At 58.2% G+C, this 16,769-nt stretch carries 15 protein-coding genes; 8 read left to right on the top strand and 7 right to left on the bottom strand.

The window, feature by feature from the left end:
* Positions 1-76: 76 nt before the first annotated feature.
* The 3 genes from fdhD (at position 77) to DU29_RS0106495 (ending at position 4,004) form a co-directional block, all read left to right on the top strand.
* The gene (gene fdhD / locus DU29_RS0106485) at positions 77-910 is read left to right on the top strand and encodes a formate dehydrogenase accessory sulfurtransferase FdhD (RefSeq protein WP_028621002.1); all 834 of its coding nucleotides are present in this window, start codon (positions 77-79) and stop codon (positions 908-910) included.
* Positions 907-3,255: an FdhF/YdeP family oxidoreductase gene (locus DU29_RS0106490; RefSeq protein WP_028621003.1), complete on the top strand. Its 2,349-nt coding sequence runs from the start codon at positions 907-909 to the stop codon at positions 3,253-3,255. The genes fdhD and DU29_RS0106490 overlap by 4 nt, the downstream gene beginning before the upstream one ends.
* 266 nt (positions 3,256-3,521) lie before the next feature.
* Positions 3,522-4,004: a glycine zipper domain-containing protein gene (locus DU29_RS0106495; protein ID WP_028621004.1), complete on the top strand. Its 483-nt coding sequence runs from the start codon at positions 3,522-3,524 to the stop codon at positions 4,002-4,004.
* 65 nt (positions 4,005-4,069) lie between these two features.
* Here the strand turns inward: DU29_RS0106495 and DU29_RS0106500 are convergent, their stop codons facing one another.
* The 3 genes from DU29_RS0106500 to DU29_RS0106510 all read right to left on the bottom strand — a co-directional run bounded on the left by DU29_RS0106500 (position 4,070) and on the right by DU29_RS0106510 (position 7,928).
* Entirely contained in the window at positions 4,070-4,501 is a 432-nt protein-coding gene (locus tag DU29_RS0106500; protein ID WP_028621005.1) for an acyl-CoA thioesterase, read from the bottom strand.
* An 86-nt stretch (positions 4,502-4,587) separates the two neighbouring features.
* Positions 4,588-5,823, bottom strand: coding sequence for a 3-hydroxyacyl-CoA dehydrogenase (locus DU29_RS0106505; RefSeq protein WP_028621006.1), 1,236 nt, complete (start codon positions 5,821-5,823; stop codon positions 4,588-4,590).
* 170 nt (positions 5,824-5,993) lie between these two features.
* Positions 5,994-7,928, bottom strand: a complete 1,935-nt coding sequence (locus DU29_RS0106510) for a RecQ family ATP-dependent DNA helicase (RefSeq protein ID WP_028621007.1) — start codon at positions 7,926-7,928, stop codon at positions 5,994-5,996.
* Between the two features lie 377 nt (positions 7,929-8,305).
* Here DU29_RS0106510 and DU29_RS0106515 point away from each other — a divergent pair, with 377 nt between their 5' ends.
* Together DU29_RS0106515 and DU29_RS0106525 are read left to right on the top strand one after the other, a co-directional pair.
* The gene (locus DU29_RS0106515; protein WP_028621008.1) at positions 8,306-8,578 is read left to right on the top strand and encodes a hypothetical protein; all 273 of its coding nucleotides are present in this window, start codon (positions 8,306-8,308) and stop codon (positions 8,576-8,578) included.
* A gap of 138 nt (positions 8,579-8,716) precedes the next feature.
* Positions 8,717-9,571, top strand: a complete 855-nt coding sequence (locus DU29_RS0106525) for a DMT family transporter (RefSeq protein ID WP_028621009.1) — start codon at positions 8,717-8,719, stop codon at positions 9,569-9,571.
* Between the two features lie 60 nt (positions 9,572-9,631).
* On the opposite strand, the gene DU29_RS0106530 is transcribed toward DU29_RS0106525, so the two are convergent.
* The 3 genes from DU29_RS0106530 to DU29_RS0106540 form a co-directional block, all read right to left on the bottom strand.
* A complete protein-coding gene (locus DU29_RS0106530; protein WP_028621010.1) occupies positions 9,632-11,173 on the bottom strand; it encodes a phosphoenolpyruvate carboxykinase in 1,542 nt (513 codons plus the stop codon).
* A gap of 181 nt (positions 11,174-11,354) precedes the next feature.
* A complete protein-coding gene (gene hslO / locus DU29_RS0106535; protein WP_028621011.1) occupies positions 11,355-12,257 on the bottom strand; it encodes an Hsp33 family molecular chaperone HslO in 903 nt (300 codons plus the stop codon).
* Between the two features lie 427 nt (positions 12,258-12,684).
* Positions 12,685-13,092 (bottom strand): RNA-binding S4 domain-containing protein, encoded by a 408-nt coding sequence (locus DU29_RS0106540; RefSeq protein ID WP_028621012.1) that lies wholly within the window; start codon positions 13,090-13,092, stop codon positions 12,685-12,687.
* Between the two features lie 116 nt (positions 13,093-13,208).
* On the opposite strand from DU29_RS0106540, the gene rimA reads away from it, so the two are divergent.
* The 3 genes from rimA to rimK are packed head-to-tail and all read left to right on the top strand — an operon-like array spanning position 13,209 to position 15,387.
* The gene (rimA, locus tag DU29_RS0106545) at positions 13,209-13,988 is read left to right on the top strand and encodes a S6 modification regulatory phosphodiesterase RimA (protein WP_028621013.1); all 780 of its coding nucleotides are present in this window, start codon (positions 13,209-13,211) and stop codon (positions 13,986-13,988) included.
* A 17-nt stretch (positions 13,989-14,005) separates the two neighbouring features.
* Positions 14,006-14,485, top strand: coding sequence for a retropepsin-like aspartic endopeptidase RimB (gene rimB, locus DU29_RS0106550; protein WP_028621014.1), 480 nt, complete (start codon positions 14,006-14,008; stop codon positions 14,483-14,485).
* A complete protein-coding gene (rimK, locus tag DU29_RS0106555; protein ID WP_028621015.1) occupies positions 14,482-15,387 on the top strand; it encodes a 30S ribosomal protein S6--L-glutamate ligase in 906 nt (301 codons plus the stop codon). The genes rimB and rimK overlap by 4 nt, the downstream gene beginning before the upstream one ends.
* A gap of 62 nt (positions 15,388-15,449) precedes the next feature.
* Here the strand turns inward: rimK and DU29_RS0106560 are convergent, their stop codons facing one another.
* Positions 15,450-16,763: an ATP-binding protein gene (locus tag DU29_RS0106560; protein WP_028621016.1), complete on the bottom strand. Its 1,314-nt coding sequence runs from the start codon at positions 16,761-16,763 to the stop codon at positions 15,450-15,452.
* Between the last annotated feature and the right edge of the window lie 6 nt (positions 16,764-16,769).

A 16,769-nucleotide genomic window follows, 5' to 3' on the forward strand; every position in this document is an offset into this window, starting at 1 on the left:
ACATCAGTATTAGCGATTAGACGCGACCTATTGACGCGCCTAGGCTTGAAGCTGACCAAACCGTCGGTGATGCCTCATGAACGCCAAGCGCCCTGCCTGCGCGACGCCAGCCCTTGAAACGCCCGCTGCCAGCCAGACTTACAGCTATTGCGACCTGCAACACATCGATTCAGCCAGCACCGAGCTGGCCGAAGAAGTGGCGTTGGCGATTGCCTATAACGGCATCAGTCAGGCTGTAATGCTGGTGACACCGACGGATCTTGAAGACTTTATCGTCGGCTTCAGCCTCGGCAGCGGCATTATCGAAGATCCCACCAATATCTACGACCTGCAGCTCAGCGGCTCAGGCTCGGCGCAATACGCGCAAGTGACCATTGCCAATCGCGCCTTCTGGAACCTCAAACAACAGCGTCGGCAACTGGCCGGCACCAGTGGTTGCGGGCTGTGCGGCGTGGAAGCGGTCGAGCAAGCATTGCCCGATCTCAAGGTGCTGCCCGGTTCGCCACTGCCGCCGGCTGAATGGCTCGATGGATTGCGACAGCGCATCGGTGCGTTCCAGCCACTGGGCCAGCATTGTGGCGCGGTGCATGCGGCGGTGTTCATGAATGCCGAGGGCGAGTTGTTGCTTGGCCGTGAAGACATCGGTCGACACAACGCCCTCGACAAGCTGATCGGCGGGCTGATTCGCCAGAACATCCCCACTGCCGGCGGCCTGGCGATTGTCACCAGCCGATGCAGCCTCGAACTGATTCAGAAAGTATTGCGCGCAGGTATTCAGACCCTGGTCAGCCTGTCGTCGCCCACGGGCCTTGCCGTGCAGTGGGCCCGTCGCCACAACCTCAATCTCATCCACCTGCCGCAGAAAAGTGCGCCGCGGGTCTACAGCCCAGCGTTGGAGAAACAAGCGTGAGTCAACATCGTCAAGCCGACCAGAAACCCGTCCCCCGCTACAAGCCCTACAAAGGCCCGGCCGGCGGCTGGGGCGCACTGATCAGTGTCGCCCAAGCCTGGTTGACCAGCGATAACGCGCTGAAAAACCTGCGCATCATGCTCAAGACCAACCAGAACGGCGGCTTCGACTGCCCCGGTTGTGCCTGGGGCGATTCTCCCGAAAAAGGCATGGTGATGTTCTGTGAGAACGGCGCCAAAGCGGTGAATTGGGAAGCGACCAAGCGCCGCGTCGACAGTGCGTTTTTTGCCAAACACAGCGTCAGTTCTTTGCTGGAACAGAGTGACTACTGGCTGGAATATCAGGGCCGGCTGACCGAACCGTTGAGCTATGACGCTGAAACCGATCGTTACAAGCCGATCAGTTGGGAAGCGGCATTCGCCTTGATCGCCAGACATTTGCAGGGCCTGTCGAGCCCGAACCAGGCCGAGTTCTACACCTCAGGGCGTGCCAGCAACGAGGCCGCGTACCTCTATCAATTGTTCGTGCGCACCTTCGGCACCAATAACTTTCCTGATTGCTCGAACATGTGCCATGAGGCCAGTGGCGTAGCGTTGGCGCAAAGCGTTGGCGTCGGCAAAGGCACGGTGACCTTTAACGACTTCGAACACGCTGATGCCATTTTCGTTTGGGGTCAGAACCCTGGCACCAACCATCCGCGGATGCTCGAACCGCTGCGCGAAGCGGTGAAACGCGGTGCTCAAGTGGTGTGTGTCAACCCGCTGAAAGAGCGTGGCCTGGAGCGGTTCCAGCATCCGCAGCACCCGATCGAAATGCTCACCAACGGTGACAAGCCGACCAACACTGCGTATTTCCGCCCGGCATTGGGCGGCGATATGGCCGTGCTGCGCGGTATGGCCAAGTTTCTCCTGCAGTGGGAGCGCGAAGCGCAGAAGACTGGCGCGCCGGCCGTGTTCGATCACGACTTCCTCAACGAACACAGCGTTAACGTTCTGGAATACCTCGGCGTGATTGATGACACGCCGTGGGAGCAGATCGTCGAGCAGTCCGGTCTGCCGCTGGTGGAGATCGAGCAAGCGGCGCGCATGTACGCCAAGGGCAAGAATGTGATCATGTGCTGGGCGATGGGTATCACCCAGCACCGCCATTCGGTGGCGACCATTCAGGAAATCGCCAACCTGATGCTGCTGCGCGGCAACATTGGCCGGCCCGGCGCCGGTCTGTGCCCGGTGCGTGGCCACAGCAACGTGCAGGGCGACCGCACGATGGGCATCAATGAGCGTCCGCCGGTGGCGTTCCTTGATTCTCTTGAACGGCGCTTCCAGTTCAAGGTGCCGCGTGACAATGGACATAACGTCGTCGAGGCGATCCACGCCATGGCCGATGGCCGCGCGAACGTGTTCATCGGTCTGGGTGGCAACTTCGCCCAGGCGACTCCGGACAGCCATCGCACCTTCAAGGCACTGACCAACTGCGACCTGACGGTGCAGATCAGCACCAAACTCAACCGCAGTCATCTGGCCCACGGCAAGGAAGCGCTGATCCTGCCGTGCCTGGGTCGTACCGATATCGATATCCAGACCGAAGGCGCGCAAGCGGTGACCGTGGAAGATTCGTTCAGCATGGTTCACGCCTCCAACGGTCAGTTGCAGCCGCTGTCGAACCAGATGCGCTCCGAACCGTGGATCATTGCCGGCATTGCTGCTGCGACGCTGGGCAGCAAACCGGTGGACTGGAACTGGCTGGTGGCCGATTACAGTCGCATCCGCGACCTGATCGCCGACACCATTGCGGGCTTCAAGGAGTTCAACGAAAAGATCAAGCACCCGGGCGGTTTTTACCTGGGCAACAGCGCCGGCGCCCGTCGCTGGAACACGCCGTCGGGTCGCGCCAATTTCCGTCCCAACATGCTGCCTGAAGACCTGGTGCACGAACGCACCCGCGCCACCGGCGCTCTGCCGGACCTGATCATGCAGTCGATGCGTTCCCACGATCAGTACAACACCACTATCTATGGCCTCGACGACCGTTATCGCGGGGTTAAAGGCCAGCGAGATGTGTTGTTTGTGAACGAGGCGGACATTATTCGCCTGGGCTTCAAACCGGGACAGAAGGCCGATATCGTTTCAATCTGGGACGATGGCCGTGAGCGCCGGGTGAAAGGCTTCACATTGCTGGCGTTTGATATTCCAGCGGGACAGGCGGCTGCGTATTACCCGGAAGTGAATCCGTTGGTGCCGCTGGAAAGCACGGGGGATGGCAGTCATACGCCAACGTCGAAGTTTGTAGCGATTCGGCTGGAGGCGGCGAGTGAGAGCGGTTTGATCATGGCCAAATCGGCTTGATGCGATAGCAGGCTTGGCCTGTTTGCGGCTCCTACGGGTTGGATACCAGAACCATTCGAATGCTTTTCTATCGCCCACAAAAAAGGCCGTTTTTTCACAAAAACGGCCTTTCCGAAGTAGTTAAAGACCGACAAAAAACACTTAAGTTCCCCAGTTAAAACAGTAACTTATAGAATTGTGTACAAGTCGTGTTACTCGTCGGATTTCGATTGTCACAATCATAAGATCGCCTCAGGATCGCGTCGTCATCCCCTTGAGGTTTCTCTATGAAGTTCTCCTCGATTCTCTTGTTGTCCCTTGGCCTGGTCAGTGGTTTCGCATCTGCAGGCGGCACCACCGAAGCAGGCGTGGGCGGCGCATTGGGCGGGGTTTTGGGCTCGGTCGTCGGTCAGTCGTTAGGCGGCAATACAGGCTCCACCATTGGCGCAGCCTTGGGCGGCGCGGGTGGTAGCGCAGTCGGCGCAGACAAACGCAGCCGTGGCGAAGCCGCTATTGGCGGTGCGCTGGGCGCAGCAGGCGGTAACGTGGTCGGTCGTAGCCTGGGCGGCAGCACCGGCAGCCTGATCGGTTCCGCAGCAGGCGGCGGCGCCGGTGGCGCGCTGGGCAACTACATGGGTAATAAAAGCGACGCTGACGATGATCGACGCTCCCATCGTGGTGGCGATCGTCGCTACTACCGAGATGGCCACCCCGGCCGCGGTCATGCTTACGGGCATCGCAAGCACAAGAAGCACTATCGTCATGATTGAGTCTTGATCACCCGTTGACGAGTAAATAAAAATCGCAGCCCCCGGGCTGCGATTTTTTTTGCCGGTCAAATCACCAAGCGTTCAAGTGCCGTTCGTAAACCAGCCGGAATCGCGACCGGCTGATTCGACGCACGATCCACAAACACATGCACGAAGCGACCCGCTGCGCAGGCTTCAGCCTCACCGAACTTGAATACCGCCAACTCGTACTGCACCGAACTGTTTCCCAGCTTGCCGACGCGCAAGCCGATCTCTATCCGATCCGGAAAGGCAATTGAGGCGAAGTAATCACAGGCTGAACTCACCACAAAACCGACTACTTCGCCGTCATGGATATCAAGCCCACCGACCTCGATCAGGTAAGTGTTCACAGCCGTGTCGAAGAAACTGTAATAGGTGACATTATTGATGTGGCCGTAAGCATCGTTGTCGTGCCAGCGCGTAGTGACCGGCTGGAAATGCGGGTAATCGGAACGTTGCGGCATGGGGTTGGACATCAATGTCTGTTCCAGAAGTGGGATGGCATTCCAAGGCAGGCCGCGGCGGATCTTTCGCGAACCTGCCGGCGACGGCGTTATTACATCTACACCGTTTCGGAATCAGCGAATTTCTTGCCTGCAGCCGCCAGCTCGCCAATCAACCGCGCCGGCTTCCAATGATCACCTTGCCGGGTCTCAAGCGCCAACAACCGCTGATGAATATCTGCCAGACCTTGCTGATCCGCCCAGGCCATAGGCCCGCCCTTTTCTGCCGGGAATCCATAACCATTGAGGTAAACCAGATCGATGTCATGTGCCGAGTCAGCGATTCCTTCCTGAAGAATTTTCGCGCCTTCGTTGACCAATGCCAGCAAGCAGCGCTCCAGAATCTCCTCAGGGCCGATCTCGCGACGCTGGAAGCCTGATTCCTCACTGACTTTCAGCACCAGCGCATCGACCTCCACATCGTGTTCAGCCTGACGGCTACCCGCCTCGTAATGGTAATAGCCATTGCCGCTTTTCTGGCCAAACCGACCCAGCTCGCACAGCCGGTTATCCACCTGTACTTCCGGAGCATCCTGACCTTTGCCGGATAATTCCCGGGCGCGCCATTCCAGGTCGATCCCGACCACGTCGTACATGCGGAAAGGTCCCATCGCAAAGCCGAAACCTTGCAGCGCAGCGTCGACCTGGTGTGGATAGGCGCCCTCGAGCAGCATCTTGCGTGCTTCAAGCACATACGGGTGCAGCATGCGATTGCCGATGAAACCGTGACAGTTGCCCGATACCACGCTGACCTTGCCCATGCGCTGACCCAACGCCAGGGCGGCGTCGAGTGCTGCTGGCGATGTCTGGGCGCCACGAACGATTTCCAGAAGCTTCATGATATGCGCCGGACTGAAGAAGTGCAGGCCAAGCACTTGGGCGGGACGGCGAGTGACGGCGGCGATCGCATCGATATCCAGCGCTGAGGTATTGCTCGCCAAAATGGCTTCGGGTTTAAGCAGGCCATCCAGTTCGCGGAAGATTTTCTGTTTCAGCTCGAGGTTTTCGTAGACCGCTTCAATGACCAGATCGACATCGCGAATCGCCGCGTAATCCGCAGTCGCCGTTACTCGCGCAATCCGCGACTGCGCTTCAGCCTGATCAATCCGTCCTTGGCGTACGTTGTGGGCGCAGGTCTCGGCAACGCTGGCAATCGCCTGCTCCAGCATCTGCGGATTATTGTCGACCCATTGCACCGCTACCCCGGCATTCGCCAGGCACATGACAATGCCACGGCCCATGGTACCCGCGCCAATCACGGCGGCGCGCTGAATATCGAACGATGTCTGGCTCATGATTGTTCTCTTGTTGGCGATCCTTAGAGAGCCCTCACCATAGTCAGCCGCCGCCCATTTTTGAAATTTATTCCTGTGATGGGGGACATTCAGCGGATGGATGCATTCTGAAAGCAAGGCGCAAACCTGAGCAGAGCTTGGCCGGGAACAGAGTTTCTACAAGGATCTCATTAGCCCGAGAGATGGTGTTCAGCCCACGTTCGGACCTCGCCATACGGATATGACTCCAGCGCTGCATACCCCGGAATCGAGCGCGCCTTGAGTTTGGTAAACAACGGCACGCTGATGCCGCACAAGAACCTGGTTACACGTTCCGCCGAGGGAACATCACCAGTGTGCTGCTCGTGCCTGTGGATAAAATCGCTGGATAACGCTTCGAAGCTTTTATCCACAAGCGCTGGAAGCTCGGGGGGCGAAGGGAGTTGCGCTACGTTCCCGTGACACACCGAACAATGTCCGCATTGCCGGGGTGCGTTTTCATCGCCGAAGTATTCGGCCAAGCGATAACCCAGGCAGTGATCGGTGGCGAAAAGCGCCAGCATGGCGTGAATACGCGCGACCTCGGTGTGCTCGTGTCTGGAAAAATAGTGGCGCAGCTCGGTGCTCAGCTCCTGACTGTCAAAGTCCGTATGCAGAAGGCTGTAGACCTCGGTCATCTGCTTGCTTTCCAGCTCGACCCAGCCCTTTTCCTGGAAGTAATCCAGCGCCTTGACCACCCGGGTTCGCTCAGCTGAGTGTTGCTCGTACAACGCGTCGAAATTCACCGTCGCCCATGTCCGCGCACGCGGAGAAGTCTGGATGATCGCCGCCACAAAATCCTTGCGCTCGCCTTCGAAGCGCGCAAGCAATTCCTCAGGTTCCAGCAAATATTTGAAGCGATACTCGGCGTAATAGGCGTAACGCGGCGCGATGACTTTGCGCAGTTCCAGTTGCACCAGCAATGTCTTGAGCGGTAACTGACGAATGTTGCTTTGATCCGCCAGCGGCCCCAGCAGGAATTCCCACTGGCCGTGCGGCGCAGCTGCCTGCAATTCGTCGAGGACGTGGCGGATGCCATCAAGTTCCGGCGTGTCGCCATAAACGAAGTTTTCCAGCACGTTGAGACTGTCACGGTTAGCCAGTACCAGACAATCCGAAGGCTGCCCGTCACGCCCGGCCCGGCCGATTTCCTGACTGTAGTTTTCGATGGATTTGGGCAAGTCGAAATGCACCACGTTCCTGATGTCGCTCTTGTCGATACCCATGCCGAACGCGATCGTGGCAACGATGCAATTGGACTGGCCGCCCATGAAGCGTTTCTGGATAGCCTCCCGTTGCTCGTGAGGCAAGCCCGCGTGATAGGCCTCAGCCTGAATGCCGTTGCGCTCGAGATGTTCGGCGATGTGTTCGGCGGTTTTTTGCAGCGTGACGTAGACAATGCTCGGCTGACCCGGGCGTTCACTCATCCACTCGACGAGGCGTTGGCGCTTGTCTTGCCCGCGTACCGGCTCAACCAACAGGTTAAGGTTTGGCCGATAGAAACCCGTGGTCACCACGTCATTCGGTGCAATCGCGAATTTCGCCTGCATGTCGGCGATCACGTTCGGCGTGGCAGTGGCCGTCAGCAGGAGGGCCTGAGGGATGTTGAACTGGCGCTGATAGTCCGGAAGTTTGAGGTAGTCCGGACGAAAGTTATGGCCCCATTCCGAAATGCAATGCGCCTCATCCACGACCAACAGCGAGATTTTCACTTGCTGCAGGAAATTACGGAAACGTTCGTTTTTCAGACGCTCGACCGAAATCATTAGAATCTTCAGTTCGCCGGACTTGGCGCGAGCCATCACATCACTCGTGTCATCACGATTCTGCGCGGAATCGATGCTGCCCGCGCTGATGCCATGCCGTTGCAGAAACGCCAACTGGTCCTGCATCAATGCCAGAAGCGGCGAAACCACCAGCGTCAAGTGCGGCAGCAACACGGCCGACAGCTGATAACAAAGCGATTTGCCCGAGCCGGTCGGGAAAATCGCCGCGGCCGAGCGACCTGCCAGCACAGCGCTGATCGCTGCTTCCTGGCCGGGCCGAAACTGTGGATAACCGAAAACCTGTTCCAGGGTGTTGTGCATAAGCTGTCACTCCGTTGACCGCTGCGAAGCCCAAAGCCTAGCCGGTGATCGCTGCGCGTCGAGAAAAGGTCAGGGGTAAAAACGATACGGGATGATACCGCGTGTGGTGCAGGGGATCGAAACGCCCTACCTATTCTGAAGCGCACAGGCTGAGGTCCTCCGCGATTCGCCTGAGAATCACGTAGGAAATGTCACCTGTGACGACGCACCCTAAAAAGTCCGCAGAAGCATGTAGGACGGATACCCGATGGTCGTTAAAACGCCTACACACCGTGTCCATTGCGGCTGTATTGCCGCAACGCGTCGCTCGCCTCATAGTTTCCGGCGCAGCTGAAACAGCGTGTCGGCCTGCCCGACTTCTTACAGGACTGACTTAGATGCAAGACCGCTACCGCCCACTCAAAAGCAGCTACAGCGACACCCCTGTCCTGGTTATTGACACCGAGGCCGACCCACACGAAATTCTCGACGCCGCCCGCCAACGCATTCGCGCCGCCAGCGACCTGCTCGAAACACTTTACTGCCTGTGCTTCAACCAAGCCGATTCAAGCGACATTCCCAACATCGTCAGCGCGCTTTACCTGCTCACTCAAGACGGCCGCGACCTGCTCGAAATCGCCCACCAGCGGCTGCCGAAGATCACTGCGTGAAGCAAAATCATGATTGCGCAATGAGGAGCCGCTTTGCGAACGTTGGCATCCACGTCAAGGGTGCCCGTAAAGCGCAGCTCGTCGCGCGTATTCTGGGGGAGTGAGCACACACAGCAAGGACATAACATGGACGTAATGATGGGTTTGCTCGCCGCATTGTTGTGGGGCGGCACGGATTTTCTGGTGGGTCTGAACGCCCGGGCGGTTGGGGTCAAACGAGCGGTATATTTCGGACAGGCACTGGGCTTCTGCATCATGAGCCTGCTGTTGATCGCGTTCCCGGCGTTCATTCTCAAATCTATGGCTGCGCCGCTCGACATCTGGTTGATCGGCGCTGCCGCAGCCGCGCTCACCGTTTCCGGCGCGCTTGCTCTGTCCAAAGCATTTGCCCTGGGCAAAGCATCGATCGTTGCGCCTTTGGTGACCTCTTACGGCGTGGTGACAACACTGTTGTCCTGGGCCGGCGGTGAACAGATCAGCTTGATCCAATTGATGTGCATTGGCCTGTGCGTCATTGGAGTGATTTTCTCCAGTATCCATTCCGATTCGAAAATTCCACATTCCACTCAAGCCAGCAGCTCAATCGCTTACGCTCTTTTAGCGGCGATGTTTTACGGCACCAGTTTCTGGCTGCAAGGCCGGTTCGTCCTTCCCGTGCTCGGACCGGTAACGATGCTCTGGTTGGCGTATTTGATCGGACTGATCGTGTTGGTGCTGATCGTGGCGAGGATCAAAGACGGCTTGAAGATGCCGCCGCTGAAAAACTGTATGACGCTGACCGGCGCAAGCCTGATGAACCTGGGCGGCTTCTCATCGTTCGCGTGGGGCGCAGTCGCCGGATCTGTGTCAGTGGTGACAGTGATCAGCACACTCTCGGGAGGCATCGCAGCAATTCTGGGCTACGTGTTCTTCAAAGAAAGATTGGCGAAGATTCAGGTGCTCGGCGTGGTGTTAGTGCTGGTCGGCGCGTTCGTCCTGCACGTGAAAACATGAACCAGACGCGCAGAAAAAAGCCGCCTCAGAGGGCGGCTTTTTCATCACATCAGACCAATCTTATAACTTCGGCCCGGCAGCCTTGATCGCGTCGCTCACTTCGAACTTCTTGAAGTTCTCAACAAACAAACCGGCGAGTGCTTTCGCAGCTTCGTCATAAGCGGCCTTGTCGGCCCAGGTGTTGCGCGGGTTCAACAGGCCAGTCTCAACACCCGGTACAGCCAAAGGCACGTCGAGATTGATGGTGTCGAGGTGCTCGGTTTCTGCGCCGATCAACGCGCCGCTCTGAATCGCCGCGATCACGCCGCGAGTGGTCGGGATGTTGAAGCGTTTGCCGACGCCGTAGCCACCACCGGTCCAGCCGGTATTGACCAGGTACACCTTGGAGCCAAAGCCGCGGATGCGCTTGATCAGCAGCTCGGCGTATTCGCCGGCCGGACGCGGGAAGAACGGTGCGCCGAAGCAGGTGGAGAAGGTCGATTTGATGCCGCTGCCGGAACCCATTTCGGTCGAGCCCACCAGAGCGGTGTAGCCGGACAAGAAGTGGTAGGCCGCCTGTTCTTCGCTGAGGATCGACACTGGCGGCAGCACGCCGGTCAGGTCGCAGGTCAGGAAGATCACCGCGTTTGGCTCGCCACCGAGGTTCTTCTCGGAACGCTTGGCAACGTGCTCCAGCGGATAGGCGGCGCGGCTGTTCTGGGTCAGGCTGACATCAGCGTAGTCGGCGTGCTTGGCGTCATCGATAACGACGTTTTCCAGGACTGCGCCGTGCTTGATGGCTTTCCAGATAACCGGCTCGTTCTTCTCCGACAAGTCGATGCATTTGGCATAGCAACCGCCTTCGATGTTGAACACAACGCCTTCGCCCCAGCCGTGTTCGTCGTCACCGATCAGGTAACGGCTTTCATCGGCGGACAGGGTGGTTTTACCGGTGCCGGACAGGCCGAAGAACAGGGTTACATCGCCCGCTTCGCCGATGTTGGCAGCGCAGTGCATTGGCAGCACGTCAGCGGCCGGCAGCAGGAAGTTCTGCACCGAGAACATGGCTTTCTTCATTTCACCGGCGTAACGCATGCCGGCAATCAGCACTTTCTTCTGTGCGAAGTTGAGGATCACGCAACCGTCGGAGTTGGTGCCGTCACGCTCTGGCACGCATTCGAAGTTGGCAACGTTGAGCACTTGCCACTCTTCACGGCCAGCCGGGTTGTACTGGGCCGGATTGATGAACAGGCAGCGACCGAACAGGTTCTGCCAGGCAGTCTGCGTAGTCATCTTGACGGCAAGGTAGTGATCTTCCGAGGCACCTACATGCACGTGGGAAACGAAATGCTCTTGCGCGTTGTTGAACGCCTCGACGCGAGCCCACAAGGCATCGAACTTGTCGGCCGGGAACTTGCGGTTGATCGGGCCCCAGGCAATGGCTGCCTGAGTGCTCGGCTCTTCAACGATGAAACGGTCGACTGGCGAGCGACCGGTGCGGTGACCGGTGCGAACAACCAGCGCGCCGGTATCGGCAAGCTCGCCTTCACCGCGATTCAGAGCTTCTTTTACCAGATCATCAACACTCAGATCGGTGTACACGGCGTTATTGGCTTGCGTCATGAGATTCCCCGTCGGCCAGTGGCCGAGTGTGCTCCAAACGTTTTGTAGTAGAAAGTCGTGCACTACTACCGCGACAAAAGTGGGCCGGATTATGCCAGAAAAGCCCAAAAAGAGTAGGGCCCTCCCGTCGTAACGGCGTTATTCCGGCGCTTACCAGTGAATTTACCTGCGCTGAACCGTTTTAGTGACGGGTATCTGACGGTGTGTCAACGCCTGCGCCCGCGAACAACTGAGCGATATCCGCGGCATCGAACAGGTAGCGCTGGTTGCAGAACTGGCAGTCGATCTCGATGTTGCCACCGTGCTCGACAACCAGGTCCTGCGCATCTTCCAGTCCCAAACTGACCAGCGCATTGGCCGATCGTTCGCGCGAGCAGCTGCAGCGGAAACGAAGTTTCTGCACATCGAACAGGCGAACCTGCTCTTCGTGGTAGAGACGATGCAGCACGGTTTCGTTGTCCAGACTGAGCAATTCATCTGCGGTCAGGGTGCTGCCCAGTGCGGTGATGTGCTGCCAGCTCGCGGCGCGATCTTCTTCATCCTTCAAGCGATCGGCCGGCAGTTGCTGCAACAGCAGGCCACGCGAGCGACGACCGTCGGCATACAGCCAGAAACGCGTGCCCACTTGCTGCGACATGACGAAATAATTGGTGAAGCACTCGGACAACGTCTCACCGTCCAGATCAACGATGCCTTGGTAACGCTGGCCCTGAGTCGGATCGATGGTGAGCGCCAGGACGCCATTGGGCATCAGGTCGGCCAGGCTCGCGTCGGCGGCGATTTGATCTGCCTCATAGCGCGCGAGGCCACGAATCTCACGCTCACTGCTGCATTCGATCATCAGCAGTGGAATCGGGCCGTCGGAACGGGCCTGGAGAATCAGCAACCCGTCGAACTTCAGCGTACCGACCAGCAAGGATGCTGCGGCCATGAGTTCGCCCAACAATTGCGCGACCGGCTCTGGGTACGGGTGCTTGGCGAGGACTTCGGCGTAACTGCGTTCCAACGAAACCAGCTCGCCGCGGGTGTCGCTGTCATCGAAGATGAAGCGTTGGGTGTAGTCGGAATCCGTTAGATCGGTCATAGGTCTGGGTATCTGAAGTAATGACAAGATGATTTCAAACAATGGAAATTGCGCGCATGCGGCACCACCGGGTGCGCATTGTTCAGCCATGGGAGGCATTTTATGAACAATCCGGGTTTGTTCCAAGCAAGGTGGAACGTGCGCCGGTTGGCGTAATGTAATGCGATGGCATTGGCATTGCGGGCAGTCTGGTTATGGCTCACGGGCCAGATGTTGTGTGTGGTTTTCGACGAGCGGTTGTTCAACCAACTCTCTTTGCCCCGCAGCACTCACCCGATATGGCTGCAGTTGCGGGCAATTACAAGTCCGCGCTCCCTCGAGGTTCGAAGCCTTTGGAATCTCTTACGGTGTGCGCATCCTCGTGTAGGAGCTACCGCAGGCTGCGATCTTTTCGCTGCCCTTCTCATACTGAGAGCATCGGTAAGCGTCACTCGGCGCTGCTGTTCCCACGAAATTTAAACAGGTCTCGACGCTGTTTCTTGCTCGGCTTGCCATCCGTGCTCACACCCAGCGAGCCAGCCTTGCGCATGGCTGCGGCCGCTTCACGCTTGGCGATGCTGGCCTCGGTTTCGGCATACAGCGTTTGAGCCTCCGGCGCGCCACGGCGCACGATAGACAGGGCCTGGACCTCCACGGTACGTTCCTCGAAGCCCATTCGAATCTGAAACTCGTCGCCGATCCTCGGCTCCTTACCCGGTTTGCAGCGGTCGCCCCGGCAATGCACCTTGCCACTCTCGATTGCCGCCTTGGCCAAGGCACGGGTTTTGTAAAAACGCGCCGCCCATAGCCATTTATCGAGACGGACCTTGTCGTCCTCTTCCTGTTTTTGTGTCACTTGAATTCCTCTTTTGGCCCATAGTCGGAACTGTACTACCGTTTCTGTCGGGCGCAACAATCCCGCCCGCCAGATAGAATGTGATCAAGGCCGACTCACCGGCATGGAGTGATCAAATGACTGTATTTCCGTCTTCATTGACCTCGTCCAAGACGGGTTGTCAGGGCTGCCAGCAAAGCGAACCACTGGGCTTTGATTTTGCATTCGCTTATCAACCGATCGTGGACGTTCGCGACCGTTCAATTTTCGCCAACGAAGCACTGGTGCGAGGGCTCGCCGGGGAGGGGGCATTCTCGGTGCTTGATCAGGTCACGGACGAAAACCGTTACCGCTTCGACCAGCTCTGCCGGATCCGCGCCATTGAGGGTGCGGCGACGATAAATATGCAGACACACTTGTCGATCAACTTCATGCCCAGCGCCGTGTACCGTCCCGAGCTGTGTATTCGCAGCACGCTGGAAGCGGCAAAAAAATACGATTTTCCAGTTGAACGACTGATTTTCGAAACCCTCGAAAGTGATCACGTAGATAACTATCGCCATTTGACTAATATTCTGCGTGAATACCGCGAATTCGGCTTCAAGACCGCTATCGACGACTTCGGAGCGGGCTATTCGGGGCTCAATCTGCTGGCAGATTTCCAACCGGACCTGATCAAGATCGACATGGCGCTCATACGCGATATCGACCGCGATCGTGTTCGTCAGGCCATCGTCCGCGGGATTGTCACAATGTGTGCGGAGCTGAACGTTACAGTGATCGCCGAAGGCATCGAAAGCGCTGGTGAACGGGATTTCCTGGCGGACTGTGGAATTTTTCTGATGCAGGGTTACTGGTTCGCCAAACCTGCATTCAAAGCGTTGGCTCAGGTACAGCCTGAAGCCTGGGCGCGTTAACCGCCGGTTTTTTCCTATTGAAGACATTTGACCATTTGACCGTTGTCGGTCTGCGCGAGTGGATTGCGCTCCCTGATCTGGGAGTCGCCGGCCTGCGAGCCAAAATCGACACGGGCGCCAGCACCTCCAGTTTGCACGCCACCGACATCGAACCGTTCGAGCGCGACGGCGAACGCTGGGTTCGTTTCACAGCGCATCTGGGCACGGTGGTGCAACTGCGTCACCGGCGCTGTGAAGCGCCGCTGGTGACCAAAAAAACCATCAAGAGCTCCAACGGCCATGCGCAGATGCGCTACGTGGTCAGCACCACCCTGGCACTCGGTGATCGGGTCTGGCGGGTCGAGTTCACCCTCGCCTGCCGCAAATCAATGCGATACCGCCTGCTACTCGGCTCCAAAGCCCTGATCGACGGCCAGTTGGTGGTCAATCCAGGCATCAAGTACGTACAAGACAAGCCGGTGTTCCCGGTATCTACCTCCTCCACAGGTGTTGCATGAAGATCGCTGTGCTGTCGCGGAATCCGCGTCTGTATTCCACCCGTCGTCTGGTCGAAGCCGGAACCGAGCGTGGACATGAAATGGTGGTGATCGACACCTTGCGCGCCTATATGAACATCGCAAGCCACAAGCCGCAGATCCACTACCGCGGCAAACCGCTGGAAGGTTTCGACGCGGTGATCCCGAGGATCGGTGCGTCGGTGACGTTTTATGGCTGCGCGGTGCTGCGCCAGTTTGAAATGATGGGGGTGTTTCCACTGAACGAATCGGTGGCCATCGCCCGCTCCCGGGACAAATTGCGCTCGCTGCAATTGCTCTCGCGTCGCGGCATCGGTTTGCCGGTGACAGGTTTTGCCCACTCACCCGACGACGTCCCCGATTTGATCGCCATGGTCAACGGCGCGCCGCTAGTGATCAAGGTGCTCGAAGGGACGCAGGGGATCGGCGTGGTGCTGTGTGAAACCGCGACTGCAGCGGAATCAGTAATCGAGGCATTTATGGGCCTCAAGCAGAACATCATGGTGCAGGAATACATCAAGGAAGCCGGTGGCGCTGACATTCGTTGTTTTGTGGTTGGCGACAAAGTGATCGCGGCGATGAAACGTCAGGCCAAGCCTGGGGAATTTCGTTCCAATCTGCATCGAGGCGGGAGTGCCAGCCTGATAAAAATCACGCCGGAAGAACGCATGACGGCATTGCGTGCGGCCAAGGTGATGGGGTTGGCCGTGGCGGGTGTGGATATCTTGCGCTCCAATCACGGGCCGTTGGTGATGGAAGTGAATTCGTCGCCGGGACTGGAGGGGATCGAGACCACCACCGGGAAGAATGTGGCGGGGATTATTATTGAGCATCTCGAGAAGAATGGCGGGCCGAACATGACCCGGACCAAAGGCAAGGGATAAGGGCAGCTATAAGCTGCAAGACGGAAGGAAACGCCGCTTTTGCTTGAAGCTTGCGGCTGCTTTTATACCGCGTCCCGTGGCAGCATTAACCCAAGCGGCAACCGTACCCGCGCTTCCAGGCCGCCGCCGGCGCGGTTGCGCAGTTCGACATTGCCGCCATGCATTGACGCAATCCGTTTCACGATCGCCAGGCCCAACCCGGTCCCCTTGCCACCTCGGGCACGGTCACCCCGGGTAAAGGGATTGAAAATCGCCTCAAGCTCTGACGGATCAATCCCCGCCCCGCGATCCATCACGCTCAGTACCACATACGGTGCGTTGACATCGCCAGACACATACGCGGCCACTTCAACCCCGGTGCCGGCATGATTCAAGGCATTGCCGATCAGGTTGTTCAGCAGCCGTTTCATCGACACCCGGCGCAGGGGGAATGGCTGAATCGGCTCGAGGCGTAACTGCACTTTTTGTTCATTCTGGTTATACGGCGCAGCCACTTCGCGCACAAGTTCGGTCAGATCGACCTCTTCCACGGACTCGTCGCGACCATCGCGAATAAACGCCAGGAACTGGTCGAGTATCGCGTCCATGTCCTCGATGTCGCGAACCATGTCGTCTGTCAGATCGCTGTGGTCACCCATCAGTTCCAGGGACAGACGCAACCGCGTGAGCGGTGTGCGCAGATCGTGAGACACCCCGGCCAGCATCAACTCACGCTCACGGCCGGCCTGCTCGACGTCTTCGGCCATCTGGTTGAAGGCGCGATAAACCTCGGTCATTTCGCTGGGCGTATCGCTGATCGGCAGGCGCACGCTACGGCCCTGACCAAGCTGCCTGGCCGCATAGACCAAGCGCTTCAAAGGCTGGTTGAGCTGACTGACGAAGATCCAGGCGGAGGCGGTCGACAGCAAGCCGATGGCGAGAAACCAGCCGAGCACGTTCCATATTTTCTGGCCACGCAGAGGGTGCGGATACAGCGGCACCTTCAGCCAGCCATCGCCCAGGCTTGGCGCGCGAACCCATAGCGCCGGCGGCGAATGCATGCGCAGGCGCACTTCAGTGTCGGCGCCCAACTCGGCCTGCATCTGTCGCTGATAGATTTCGCTATACGGCCAATGCTGCTCGCCTGCAGGTACACCTGTGCCGACCACGCGAATCAGCGTTGCGGCTTCGGCAATCTTGTCGCGGTTGTTTTCATCGGCGGCCCAGTAGGCGCGCAGCGTCAGGGCGACGCCGTGGCTGTATTGGCGGTCCACCAGCACATCTTCGTTCATCAACAGATAAACCAGGGTCAACGCCTTGGAGAACAGGACGACGATGAGCACCAGCCACAAGGTGCGGGAGAAAAAACTCTGGGGGAACCAAACGGGGGTTTTCATGAATAA

This window comes from Pseudomonas sp. Ant30-3 (assembly GCF_000690905.1).
Taxonomy (GTDB): Bacteria; Pseudomonadota; Gammaproteobacteria; order Pseudomonadales; family Pseudomonadaceae; genus Aquipseudomonas.

Bases quoted from the DNA above. Each gene is read 5' to 3' on its own strand.
- fdhD (WP_028621002.1), top strand. From the start codon at position 77: ATGAACGCCAAGCGCCCTGCCTGCGCGACGCCAGCCCTTGAAACGCCC.
- DU29_RS0106495 (WP_028621004.1), top strand. From the start codon at position 3,522: ATGAAGTTCTCCTCGATTCTCTTGTTGTCCCTTGGCCTGGTCAGTGGT.
- DU29_RS0106500 (WP_028621005.1), bottom strand. From the start codon at position 4,501: ATGTCCAACCCCATGCCGCAACGTTCCGATTACCCGCATTTCCAGCCG.
- DU29_RS0106505 (WP_028621006.1), bottom strand. From the start codon at position 5,823: ATGAGCCAGACATCGTTCGATATTCAGCGCGCCGCCGTGATTGGCGCG.
- DU29_RS0106510 (WP_028621007.1), bottom strand. From the start codon at position 7,928: ATGCACAACACCCTGGAACAGGTTTTCGGTTATCCACAGTTTCGGCCC.
- DU29_RS0106515 (WP_028621008.1), top strand. From the start codon at position 8,306: ATGCAAGACCGCTACCGCCCACTCAAAAGCAGCTACAGCGACACCCCT.
- DU29_RS0106525 (WP_028621009.1), top strand. From the start codon at position 8,717: ATGGGTTTGCTCGCCGCATTGTTGTGGGGCGGCACGGATTTTCTGGTG.
- DU29_RS0106530 (WP_028621010.1), bottom strand. From the start codon at position 11,173: ATGACGCAAGCCAATAACGCCGTGTACACCGATCTGAGTGTTGATGAT.
- hslO (WP_028621011.1), bottom strand. From the start codon at position 12,257: ATGACCGATCTAACGGATTCCGACTACACCCAACGCTTCATCTTCGAT.
- rimA (WP_028621013.1), top strand. From the start codon at position 13,209: ATGACTGTATTTCCGTCTTCATTGACCTCGTCCAAGACGGGTTGTCAG.
- rimK (WP_028621015.1), top strand. From the start codon at position 14,482: ATGAAGATCGCTGTGCTGTCGCGGAATCCGCGTCTGTATTCCACCCGT.
- DU29_RS0106560 (WP_028621016.1), bottom strand. From the start codon at position 16,763: ATGAAAACCCCCGTTTGGTTCCCCCAGAGTTTTTTCTCCCGCACCTTG.